The sequence below is a fragment of the Peribacillus saganii genome (genome assembly GCF_003429095.1).
Lineage (GTDB): Bacteria > Bacillota > Bacilli > Bacillales > DSM-1321 > Peribacillus > Peribacillus saganii.
Window position 1 is genome coordinate 108436 of sequence record NZ_QVTE01000015.1, and the last position, 11896, is coordinate 120331.

Genomic DNA, 11896 nt, shown 5'->3' on the forward strand with positions numbered 1-11896 from the left:
TATTTAAATCTCACGGTATTGGAAAAACTTAGTCGTAGATTGGCATTGATTTCGTTCTTTATTTATTGCTTTCTTAAATAATAAGCAGAAATAAGATTTGTTTTATCAAGTTAATGCAAATGGCTGCTTAACCGTTCAATTGTTTTAGCTAGGAGAGCCGTTCGTTTCGGGAATGATTTCAAATCCACGTATTCGTCTTTTTCGCTGTGTGAGAATTCTCCAAGCGGTCCCATGCCGTCAACAGTTGGAACTCCTTCTGTCGTGGTATATGCTGCATCGGAGCCGCCTCCGGTACTGACTTCAGTTATCGACATTCCTAATTCTTTACCAACAGCTTTAATAGTGTTTAGAAGAGTTTCTGCTCCTTCCACTTTTTCCATTGGCGGCCTGCCGATTCTTCCGGAAATTTCGGTTTCAGTACCCTTAATATGTTCGTCGTGAGCTATTTCTGTTATTTTGGCTGTAATTTCTTTTGCTTGTTTCATATTTTTCACCCTTACGTCAACTTGTGCTTTGGCTTCGGGTGCGACTGTATTTGACGAAATTCCCCCGTCTATTAAGCCTACATTAACTGATAATCCTTGTTCGTAATCATTTAAATTTTGCAGACTGATTACTTTATGGGCGAGTTCTACTATTGCGCTTCTCCCTCTTTCCGGCTCTACTCCAGCGTGCGCGCTTCTGCCTTTTACATCAAAAATGAACCTTCCAACTCCTTTTCTTTCTGTAACAACTGCATCATTCGGTCTCCCTGATTCAACGACAAGAGAGAAATCCTTACCCTCAGCTGCTTCTTTAATAATCGCCTTTGAAGTGCGGGATCCTATCTCTTCATCACTATTAAAGATAAGATGTACATTTTTGTACGCATCCGAGCCATTTTCTTTTAAAGCCTTTAAAGCATATAGCACAGCAACATGGCTGGCTTTTTCATCACTTACTCCAGGCCCATAAGCCTTATCGCCAATGATTTTGAATGGTCTTTTTTCAGCCTCACCCACACCAAACACTGTATCCATATGGGCAATAATAATTATCTTAGGCTCACACTCCTTGTCACACTTGATCTCAAGGTGGTTTCCATATTCGGTTTCCCTGTGAACTTTCACATACATGCCCAGTTCTTCAAATTTTCTTCTGATAATATTGCCAACTTTATCTACACCTTCTTTATAATAAGAGCCGCTGTCAATGTTCACAAGTTCTTTCAATAAGCTGTTCATCTCAGGCATTTTGCTTTCAAGGTATGATTCTATTTGGTCCATATCTGAATCCTCCTTTAATATAATCCCTATTTCCATTCCTCACTTGGATTTCACTTAAACTTGAAATTTGAGAATAAACGTGAAAATAGACCGTATAAAAAAGGGAGTTTTTCATCAAAATCCGGAGTTAACCGAACTTTTTTGAAGTAACATTGTTAATGCCTATTGCGCTTCCAGGTCTGCTGGAATCAGCGGCCCCATAGAGGTTCCCGTTTTCCTGGTCAATTAATATTGCTTGGACATTTCCAATTGTTTTAGCATTTTCCAAAAATTCAAAGCCCATTTTACCGAGCTTATCTCTTATTTCCTTACTTAATCCTTCTTCCCACCAAATGTATGGGCCCGTGCTGTTATAAATTCTTGGTTCCTCAATAGCATCTTTCACATCCATTTTATAATCAAGAATGTTTATGAGAACCTGCGAAACTGAGGAAAGAATCGTCGGGCCACCTGGGGAACCTAGTGTCAGCACTGGTTTTCCATCTTTAAAAACAATGGTCGGCGTCTTTGAGCTGCTTGCGAATTTTTTTGGTTCAATGCTATTCGTGCGCTGCGGTTCCGGCCAAAAATCAGTTAAATCATTATTTAGTAGAAAACCATAGCCAGGTACCATAATGCCGGACCCCATGACATGTTCTATCGATGAGGTGCAAGCGGCAATATTGCCCCACCTGTCTACGGCTGTGAAGTGGGTTGTTTCTCCACCTGTTGTTTGTATTGCCTTTACTTCACCTTTTTTGTTGCTGCTACCCTGGTAAGGCCAAGGATTTCCACAGTCAATTAAAGGATTTCTTGCCTTCCAATTAATCAAATTTTGTCTTTCTTTTATATAATCATCATGCAGGAGCCCCTCAATAGGGATATCAGCGAATTCAGGATCTGCTAAATAAGCAAGCTTGTCTGCTGATGTTAATCTCATTGCTTCAGATAGCAAGTAATACTTTTCCCAAGAGGAAATATTGTGTTTTTCTATTTGAAAACCTTCCAGAATTTTAAGCATTTGGATTACACTTAGTCCTCCTGCATTTGGAGGCCCCGGAGCAGCAATTTCATATTGCTTATATTTACCTGTAATCGGCTCTTCTATTTTAACTTCATATTGGTTGAGGTCCTCTATGTTCATTATCCCATCCATTTTTTGCAATGTATCCACAATCGCTTTTCCTATTTCTCCCTCATAAAGTGCCTTTACGCCCTGCTTTTGAAGAATACGAAGAGTTTTTGCAAGGTTTGTATTTGTAACCCAATCTCCTTCAACTAACGGTTTTCCTTCTGGGATAAAAAATCTTCGCCCATCATCGCCTAATCGATGCCCAAGTTTTTCTATTGCCTCCTGCCAATGCCAATTTACTGTAAAACCGTTTTCCGCAAGTTGGACAGCTGGTTCAATCAATTTGTCTAAAGACATGGTTCCAAATTCTCTTAATGCGGTATCCATTGCCTTTATTATTCCAGGTATAGCTACTGAACTGGCTACGGTTGATCTATGAAAATGAGGAATGATATTCCCTTCGTTATCTACAAACATGTCTTTCGTAATGCCTTTTGGCGCTTGAGAGTGACCATTTATGACCTTCATTTGCTTACTTTTATTATCATAATGAATAATAAAACCACTAGCTCCAATTCCTGTGTTGTATGGCTCTACAACACTTAATGCAAATTGCACTGCAACAACGGCATCCATCGCGTTGCCGCCTTTTCTTAATACCTCGGCGCCTACTTCCGTTGCCTCATTCATCGCACTGGCCACCATTCCATACTTCCCCATGGCCCTTTGTTGATTCAAATCTTTTGTTTTCTGGTTTTTATAAACATTTTTCATATCCATGACCCTCTTCTGCTATGACTTAAAAACTTTTTTAATTACATGCAACACGTCACCCACTCATTAGTTGGGTTATAATGTTATACATTTCTTTCCCTTTAAAAGATGTATGTAAAACAAGTTAAATTCTTCTATGTGAACACAAAAAAAGATAGAATCAATATGATTAACTATCTGAAATGGGTATATTTCAACCGTAGATGAGTGATTTACTATCCGAAATCTCTATTACTGTCTGACTTGTTTTTAAAGGCATAATAAATCTTTATTTAGCATTTATCTTTTTTACATGTGCTAAAAATTTCTTATGAAAATGTGTTCCACGTAAATAAAAAAACAGTTATTAGTTGCAATTGTATATTTCCAATCGAACTTGTAAATGTTATCCTTAGTTGAATTCAACTGGAGGCGTGCCATATGGACAGTATGAAATTGCGATTGGAAATTAAAAACTTGTATCTGCGAGTCGGAAATGTAACGCGGGACAATGAAAGCTATGTATTAATGACAGCTTACGATGATTCAAACAATGAGATTGTGTTAGAACTTACCCATGAACAAGCCGGATTCCTTGAAGATCAATTCCTGGCAGTTAATCGCAGATGGGAACAGCGTCTTTCCGCACCAACTCCTCAGCCGCAAGTTCCTCAATATAATCAGCCATACATCAATCAGCCAAGCATTGCTAGTCAGTATCAGGATACTCAATATGGTTATAATCAGCTTCAAGTTCCTCCATACGGTGCGAATCAATATACTCCTTGATTAAATCAAGGGGTATTTTTAATAAAACAACCACTCCTCCGGTTATTAAACGAGTTAATAGAACTACAAAAATCACATCTTTTCTATACTTAGCTGACTATAGAGAATGATCAAGATGAAATTGAAGACTAATGGGGGTATATGGGAATAAAACTGTATTTCCTCTTAAAAATATAATGTTTATAAGGAGAAAACTGACTGTTTGAATGACTTTTTTTCCTTTAAAGGGGCAATTTTTATTTCCGGTTGGCAACAATGGGTTACTTTCAACTAGTATTAAGCGAAGAAATGGAATTTAGAGGGTTACATACTCATACCCTGTACCCTATAGACTTCTATATTTCTTTAAATTGGTTACTTTATCAGCAACTTCAAGGATATATCAGCAACTCCCCAAATTTTATCGTCGACTTTCGGTTTTTATCAGCGACTTCCGAATTTTATCGGCAATTTTCGGATTTTATCACCGACCATCCTGTCTTGTTTCACTAATGTGATTTCTGAAAATAATATAAGCAGTACTTTAAATCGGTTGCGTCCAAAAATCTAACCAGCTTATGTCGGAAAAGCGGTATCAGCTGCTGACTCCAAATGATTCACTACAGGAAGCCCTTTTAACAAAGGAATCAGCTCTGAAATGTTTCTAACAACCTCATCAGCATCGCTTTTTTGTCCAATTTCATGTGGATCGATGAGGATTGTCGAACAGCCCAGCTCTTTCGCCGGGAGAATCTCATTGACTAAGTTATCACCAATGCTGAGTAACTCATTGTATTTAACCTGAAAAAATTCACTGATTTCTTTAAAGCGCTCGGCTGTATGGGTTGGTTTTTGCGCTTCAAAAACTTTTTTGTCAAAAACCGATTTAAAACCAAGCTTTGTGAGAATAACTTCACTATCCTTTTCTGGACTGTTTGTCAGTAATACTATCTTGAAGCCCTTATCTTTTAATGCGTAGAGAGCTTCCCCAAAACCATGTATTCTTGCCATCACGAATTCAGGACTCATCATAAAACTTCTCGTCTCGAGGAATGCTTCCCTTCCACTTGCAGCATCCAGCCCATAATGCCTGGCGATTGAGGCTGGCAGCCACCATAAGTCACCAATACTTATCGTATTCTCCAAGTCCATCTTAATAGGTCCCGGATACATTGGCAGTATATCTTCATTACTCAGTGGACTGCCATCCCACATGAAAGCCTCTTTTACGAGATTGTGCTCCTGCTGTAAAATCAGGTCTTTTTGCACATCGTATACTCTGCCTATTTTCAATGGATGTTTCCCATGGAGTGCTAATTGGTAATCATCCCAAAAAGCATTTTGCTTGGCGGCAAGCAGCTTGCTTTGAAGCCGTCTTGCATAAAAATCAAAATGATGTGTGTCTTCATAAAGTGTTCCATCCAAATCGAATATAATCACTTTACTTTTAGTGTACAAGCTGACTGCCTCCCTCTCCCGTGTTAAAGTCCAAAAAAAAATTCCATCAACTTATTTCTCTTTGTATGATGCACCATTTAGTCTCAGAGAATCCATTACTTGAGCACCATATAGTATTTTAGCATTGATAAAAGTTTATTCGTTGAGATTGTTTTTTTTAAAACGTCTTCCAATTTTGTTATTTTATCCGGTAAACCGCATCTCATTTCACGTACCGGTTACACTTAATTTTTATGAATATGTACATACAGCAAAGTAATACAGTTATAAGTGAGGTGATAAATGTGTCATTTTTATGGGGAGTGGATTCAGCTTTATCCGTTAATCAAGAAATATTAAACTGCGTAACAATTAGCTATGGAAAGCCGCTTTATTGGGGAAGATATCTATCCAGAGTGGAAGGTGCAGCAGAAGGCTTAACCAGAAATGAAATTTTATTCCTTCACAAAAACGGTATTCGAGTCATGCCGATTTATAGCAACTTTCGTTCGGCTGTTGGTCTGCGAAGCGGAAATATCACCGCTCAAAATGCTGTGGCACACGCAAGGAGATTGAATATTCCTGAAGGTAAAATTTTGTTTGCTAATATAGAACGTTTTTTTCAAGTGGATAGTGCGTGGATTGAGGGATGGTTTTCAACGATTCGAACCAGCGGGTATAGATGCGGTTACTACCACGATCCTCTGATAGGAGAATTTAATAGAGAATTTTGTGAGGCAGTGAAAAATAATGAAAAAATAGCTATTGAAAGTATACTTTGGAGCGCGGAGCCTGAAACAGGTGCTACAAAACAGCAGAATGCACCAAGGTTTGGGCCAAAAACAGTTAATTGTCAATCGAACACATGGGGCTGGCAATATGGAAGAGATGCCACTGCTTGTCCAATTGACACAAATATCATAAACGATAAACTTTACAATTTTTTATATTAAATAGAGTTTATCTATTTTAGTAAGCTCTTTCAAAGATCTTAATTCTTATTTAAAAATACACATGAATTAAACCCCTGCTTGCTCCCGTCAAATGATGGGGGCAATTATTGAATTTCGCATGAATTAGCGTTCGTGTAAACCCTATCCGGCAATCTGCTAGTTTACTATCTTTTAAAATGGGCAAACAATGGCACTCAGACAAGGGGATATATTTTATGGTCATCACATCTTTTGTATTAAGCTGTAATCAGAAATATGTACGATCACTGCCTATGGAAGGATCTTCGATACATTTAACAAGCAATATTTTAGAAGCTAACCACTTTCAAGATTTAGAATTTGCTAAACAATACCTTAAAACGATTTTCTGTAATTCAGCATTTGTTACAGAGCCCGCTATTAAGCCTGACGCAGTAAATATTGTTAAAGTAGTATTAAAAAAAAATAGTGAACAGCCGCTGTAATATCCGGCTGTTTTTGGTAAGTACTCCACCCTCATTCGGATATGCTGCAAAAAGGGTGCCTCAAATTGAGGCACCCTTTTTGCAGTTGAGAGTTAAGCTCTTTTAATGGCCACTCAGTTTATTTGAATTCGATAATACACTGAGTATCCTGGCATTCTTCTACCTCTTTTATTTTAGTACAACAGCCAAAATATTTTGTCTTAAATGGAAAAGCTCAGCGTCCTCCAGCTAACATGTTCATCGGTCAACTACTTCCGCTGCGGAACATTCTCCTTGATTTAGCTCTCCCGCCGGTCATTCCTACATTGATAAAAGAAACAGCAGCTCACGTATTATCCAATATTTATTTTGATTGTAGGAATGCCAGCTTCTTGCTCAAAAGCATATCCAAACCGATACAGATTCGCCTCATCCAACTGTTTTCCGATTAATTGAACACCAATTGGCATGCCTGAAGCTGAGAAGCCGCACGGAATTTGCAAACTTGGAAATCCATTTAAATTTGTTGGACCGTTCAGACGGTTCATTGCTGAGCGGGCATGTTCCGGATAGCCATCTACCATTACTTCCCGTTGGTCAATATCGGGAGGCAGCACAGGAACTGTCGGAATTAATATGATATCTACCTGTTCAAGAATTTGGTTAAATTCATGAATAGCTACCTGTTTCATCTGTATGGCTTTAACATAATCCAATGCTATTGGTGTTAAACCGCTTAATAATCGTTCTTTCACTTCCGCATCATACAACTCCGGGGTGTCGGTAAGAGTTGATTCATGAATAGCATAGGCTTCACATCTAACGATCATTTGATGTGCCAAAGATATTTCCTGCAGCTGGGGTATATCTACCGGACGAATTTCAGCACCAAGGCTTTTAAAGACTTCAATCGCATGGTTCACCTGGTTCCTTACTTCCGAGTCCACTCTCTCAAAATAGAATGAGGAAGGAATGCCTATTACACTTCCTTTTATTCCTTTACCTAACAGTCTGGTGAAGTCTTCCTGATCTGTTTTGATAGAATAATAATCTTGACTATCATACCCAGACAAAGCATTTAGGAGTATCGCGTTGTCTTTTACACTTCTTGTCAATGGCCCTATATGATCAAGCGTCCAGCTAGTAGGATATAATCCGTATTTGCTCACCCGTCCAAAAGTTGGTTTCATCCCAACAATCCCGCAAACTGACGCAGGGATTCTCACTGATCCCCCTGTATCCGTACCCAAAGCGCCGTAACATAAGCCAGACGCAACAGCTGCAGCAGACCCGCTGCTTGAGCCGCCAGTCATTTTTGATAGATTGTATGGATTCCTAACTGGACCAAAATGAGAGCGGTCCCCGGTAGGCCCATAGGCAAATTCATGTGTGTTTTGTTTTCCGATGATGGTCGCACCTGCCTGCTTTAGCTTTTCGACAACGGTTGCATTGTAATCCGGGACAAAATCTTTGAACAATTGCGAACCCATCGTTGTGTTAATGTTTTTAGTATAAATAACATCCTTCACACCAAGTGGAATCCCATGAAGGGGTCCTCTCCAGTTTCCATTAGAGATTTCTTGTTCAGCCTGTTCTGCATCCTCTACCGCTTGTTCTGCCAATACCGTTATATAGGCATTTATTTTTGGATTCACCTGTGATATGCGTTCGATTATCTGCCTCGTGACTTCCACAGGCGAGATTTGTTTTTCAGATATGGCATTGGACAATCTGGATAAGTCCCATTGAAGTATTTCATCTTTATAGGATGCTTTCACTTGTCGTTTCCCCTTTCTTATTCCGAGTAATGATCGTGTTTCCTGGCTTTACGAACATCATAGCGACCATGCCTATTACTGTGGCTACAACAGCAGCAGTAAACATCGAAGGATAACCGTAACTGACAACCAAAAAGCCTGTTAAAGTAGGAGCGATTATGGTAGCCAAATTACAAATGAAGTGTGAGATTCCGCCGAAGGTACCGGCAAGGTTTGGTTCAGTATCAAGAATGACAGACCAATATACGGAATTTGGCAAAAAGTTGAATGCGTTTCCAAGACTCATCCAAAACATCACCCCAACTATACTGTCTGCGGTAGGTATTAACAGGAAGCAAACAGCGGTCAGGAATAGGGATACCACCGCCAGTCCGGAACGGGCAATACGCAAATTTCCTGTTTTCCTTCTCAAATAATCTGATAGCTTTCCGCCTAAGATTACAGTAAAACAGGCGCCTATCCATGGGATCATACCTAAATACCATAGAGAACCAAGGGCAAAGTTATGCACATCCTGAAGATATTTCGGTGTCCAGGTCAAAAGAAGGAAGGTAATATATTGCAGAGCAAAATATCCAATCGCGTTACAGACCAAGGTTGGATTATGGAAAAAGTGATACCATTTTTTTGTGTTTACCGAACCTTCCTGCACCAATTTTTCATTAGGAAGCAGGTCATCTTTTGAACGGATAAGTTTCAATTCTTCCTTTGATACCCTTGGATTATCTTCAGGCAGGTTAGTAAAAACTTTTGACCAGATTATTACCCATATAAGTCCAATTGCACCTAAAATAATAAACATCATCCGCCAATTTGTGATGGATAATAATCCTACCGCTATAGGGGCTGTCAACAATGCACCCAAAGGACTGCCTAACAGACCCAAAGAGGCTGAAAACCCTCGCTCTTTCGTTGCTGCCCAATTGGCATTTGTACGATTAATCGTGGAAAATGTCGGCCCTTCCGCCAAACCGAATAAGATACGAAATACTGCGAAACCGGCCAAAGCCGAACCCCCAAAAAGCATCATTCCGATTTCACCCGCAAAGGCAGTGGCAATTTCAAAAATCGACCATGCTGTTCCTATAATGATCCATACAAACTTTGGTCCTTTTAAATCTGCTAACAGGCCGCCAAAAAAAGAACCAAACAGATAGCCATAGCCAAAAAAGCCAAGTACCGCTCCCCAGGAAACAGCATCAAATCCAAATTCTGCGATCATTTCCTGCTGGGCGTAAGACAGGGCCCCGCGGTCAACATAATTAATAACCGTCATAAACACAATCATTCCCATGATAAAGAAACGATAATTCTTCATTGCTATCTTCCTCCCCCGAATTACTTCGACTAGTAAAATTATTGTGATATGGCTCTAATTTTTCTAGGAAAGTCATAGCAAACAAGTTCAAACACTCACAAATTTCTCATTAACAATAAGTTTCTTTCAGTTTGACGGTCTCCTATTCCCTGAAAGTAAGCTTATAAATAGAAGTAATCCCCTTTATTTTGCTGTTTGCAATCATAATTTGAACTGGGGTATACGGAACTGTACTATCTTGGTGTGAGAGTCGGGGGGATTTCTTCCCCCCTTCTTCACGACTTATATAGAATACATCTTAACTATTCAATACTTTCGAACCTTCCCTTAGTTGCTTAGTTGCTTTTTCGTCAATTGTTAAATCATCACGAATAACGACTTTGTATATTTCCTCAGCTTTTTCTTTAGAAGTAAAGTCATCCAGGACATCTTCCAGGACGTCTTGAGGATCTCTTTCATGCGGGTTTCCATAACCGCCGGCACAAGGAGTTCGAATTTCCAGAACATCACCTTTCCGGATTTTAAAATTTGTAAGTTTAGCATGTAGGTTTTGTTCAGCATCAGTATTAGGATTCAATGTCATAGATCCGGTTAAGCCGTCCTGTCCTCCATAAACACCTCGTGGCGGATCTGTATGTCTATCACCTTCACCTGTGAACAAGCTATCTGTTATGAACTCCCACGTTCTAACAATGCCAATTCCCCCACGCCATTTTCCTGCTGAAGCACCCTCTTCCCGGAGCTCATATCTGTTACATCTCATCGGAAGTCTCATTTCCAATTCTTCAATGGGGTTATTTCTAGTGTTTGCCACAAGATTATCGACACTATCTAACCCATCTTTTCCGTAGCGTCCTCCATAGGAACCTTCATTTACTTCGATATACACCCAATAATCTCCAGAGTCTTCTTTTATACCGGCATATGAATTAAAGTGAACATGAGCTGCATTACCGGCAGTAGTCTTATCCGGCAGGACCTCAGAGAGAGCTAAATTTATTTGATCTGCCAGCCGCTGAACTTGATTAATACGAGCTGTACAGGCTGCAGGAGCTTTTGGATTCCACATGCTTCCAAGCGGTGCTTCCACTTTTATAGGTTTAAATATCCCGCTGTTTTGTGGAATAAATACTTCTGAAACTGCTTCATCCAGCAAAATGGCGCGTACAATTGTATAAGTTGCCGGTAGTGTCGAACCTGAGAAAGGAACATTATAAGCGGTTTCGACTTGATCCGAACTTCCCGTTAGGTCAACGATTAAATCACTTCCATTAATTTTCACACTTGTTTCAATCCGTAACCGTTCCCCGTAATTTCTGCCATCATCATCGAGCCATCCTGTAGGGGCTTTATACTCACCATCTGGAATCTTTGAAATTTCTTTTCTGATCATTTCTTCCGAATAATCCATCCACCGTTTTTGAGCGGCCAATACAGTTTGTAAACCATACCGTTCAATCAGCTCGAGGTACCGTCTTTTACCTAATTTGGCGGATGCAATCATGGCTTCGACGTCACCTTTATTTTCCTTTGGTGTCCGTACATTTTCAAAAATATGCCGCCAGATTTCCTCGTTTTTTTCGCCTTTGTTATATAATTTAATAGCATTATAGTGCTTTCCTTCTGCATAAACATCGACCACATCGACCATTAAACCTGGAGACATACCGCCAGCATCAAGGACATGTCCGGTATTAGCCGCAAATGCCACAAGCTCACCGTCATAAAAAATAGGGATAATAATAGCCAGATCTGGAGTATGTGATGCTCCATAATAAGGGTTATTGTGGAGAATGATATCTCCATCGTTGATATTATCGCCTAAAAAGTGGCGGACCCCATCAATATATCCTGGCAGAGATCCGATATGCATAGGGGTAGAATCACTTTCACATATTTCATTTCCATCAACATCAAACAATCCGGCACCGAGATCCTCGGACTCACGAATAATACTGGAATAAGCCATCCGGTAGAGTACTAGCGCCATTTCTTTGGCGATTGAATTAAACGAACCTGCAATAACCCCAAGTGTAACCGGATCAATATTTTCATATGCATTTTTATCAGTCATGTAAATCTCCTTTCTTTTTTAAAAGTGTTGTAGTGTGGTTCATCTCAAATTTAAAA

At 39.6% G+C, this 11896-nt stretch carries 9 protein-coding genes; 3 read left to right on the forward strand and 6 right to left on the reverse strand.

The window, feature by feature from the left end; all coding sequences use genetic code 11:
- Positions 1 to 110 precede the first annotated feature (110 nt).
- Both D0469_RS06385 and ggt read right to left on the reverse strand, forming a co-directional pair.
- Positions 111 to 1265, reverse strand: a complete 1155-nt coding sequence (locus tag D0469_RS06385; protein WP_325048930.1) for a M20 family metallopeptidase — start codon at positions 1263 to 1265, stop codon at positions 111 to 113.
- A 127-nt stretch (positions 1266 to 1392) separates the two neighbouring features.
- A complete protein-coding gene (ggt, locus tag D0469_RS06390) occupies positions 1393 to 3090 on the reverse strand; it encodes a gamma-glutamyltransferase (RefSeq protein ID WP_233522962.1) in 1698 nt (565 codons plus the stop codon).
- 420 nt (positions 3091 to 3510) lie between these two features.
- On the opposite strand from ggt, the gene D0469_RS06395 reads away from it, so the two are divergent.
- On the forward strand, positions 3511 to 3858 hold the full coding sequence (locus tag D0469_RS06395) for a hypothetical protein (protein WP_117325807.1): 348 nt from the start codon (positions 3511 to 3513) through the stop codon (positions 3856 to 3858).
- A gap of 555 nt (positions 3859 to 4413) precedes the next feature.
- Here the strand turns inward: D0469_RS06395 and D0469_RS06400 are convergent.
- The gene (locus tag D0469_RS06400; protein ID WP_158553370.1) at positions 4414 to 5295 is read right to left on the reverse strand and encodes an HAD family hydrolase; all 882 of its coding nucleotides are present in this window, start codon (positions 5293 to 5295) and stop codon (positions 4414 to 4416) included.
- Between the two features lie 239 nt (positions 5296 to 5534).
- Here D0469_RS06400 and D0469_RS06405 point away from each other — a divergent pair, with 239 nt between their 5' ends.
- Both D0469_RS06405 and D0469_RS06410 read left to right on the forward strand, forming a co-directional pair.
- Positions 5535 to 6227 carry a glycoside hydrolase domain-containing protein gene (locus D0469_RS06405; RefSeq protein ID WP_117325855.1) on the forward strand — a complete coding sequence of 231 codons (693 nt, stop codon included), beginning with the start codon at positions 5535 to 5537 and terminating at the stop codon, positions 6225 to 6227.
- A 215-nt stretch (positions 6228 to 6442) separates the two neighbouring features.
- Positions 6443 to 6691, forward strand: coding sequence for a hypothetical protein (locus D0469_RS06410; protein WP_117325809.1), 249 nt, complete (start codon positions 6443 to 6445; stop codon positions 6689 to 6691).
- A gap of 332 nt (positions 6692 to 7023) precedes the next feature.
- Here the strand turns inward: D0469_RS06410 and D0469_RS06415 are convergent, their stop codons facing one another.
- From D0469_RS06415 to D0469_RS06425, 3 genes are all read right to left on the reverse strand, one after another.
- The gene (locus tag D0469_RS06415) at positions 7024 to 8448 is read right to left on the reverse strand and encodes an amidase (RefSeq protein WP_233522963.1); all 1425 of its coding nucleotides are present in this window, start codon (positions 8446 to 8448) and stop codon (positions 7024 to 7026) included.
- Positions 8432 to 9766: an MFS transporter gene (locus D0469_RS06420; RefSeq protein WP_117325811.1), complete on the reverse strand. Its 1335-nt coding sequence runs from the start codon at positions 9764 to 9766 to the stop codon at positions 8432 to 8434. The genes D0469_RS06415 and D0469_RS06420 overlap by 17 nt, the downstream gene beginning before the upstream one ends.
- Before the next feature lie 298 nt (positions 9767 to 10064).
- Positions 10065 to 11840 (reverse strand): hydantoinase B/oxoprolinase family protein, encoded by a 1776-nt coding sequence (locus D0469_RS06425; RefSeq protein WP_117325812.1) that lies wholly within the window; start codon positions 11838 to 11840, stop codon positions 10065 to 10067.
- Positions 11841 to 11896: the final 56 nt, after the last annotated feature.

Bases quoted from the DNA above. Each gene is read 5' to 3' on its own strand.
- D0469_RS06385 (WP_325048930.1), bottom strand. From the start codon at position 1,265: ATGGACCAAATAGAATCATACCTTGAAAGCAAAATGCCTGAGATGAAC.
- D0469_RS06410 (WP_117325809.1), top strand. From the start codon at position 6,443: ATGGTCATCACATCTTTTGTATTAAGCTGTAATCAGAAATATGTACGA.
- D0469_RS06395 (WP_117325807.1), top strand. From the start codon at position 3,511: ATGGACAGTATGAAATTGCGATTGGAAATTAAAAACTTGTATCTGCGA.
- D0469_RS06405 (WP_117325855.1), top strand. From the start codon at position 5,535: ATGTACATACAGCAAAGTAATACAGTTATAAGTGAGGTGATAAATGTG.
- ggt (WP_233522962.1), bottom strand. From the start codon at position 3,090: ATGAAAAATGTTTATAAAAACCAGAAAACAAAAGATTTGAATCAACAA.
- D0469_RS06420 (WP_117325811.1), bottom strand. From the start codon at position 9,766: ATGAAGAATTATCGTTTCTTTATCATGGGAATGATTGTGTTTATGACG.
- D0469_RS06425 (WP_117325812.1), bottom strand. From the start codon at position 11,840: ATGACTGATAAAAATGCATATGAAAATATTGATCCGGTTACACTTGGG.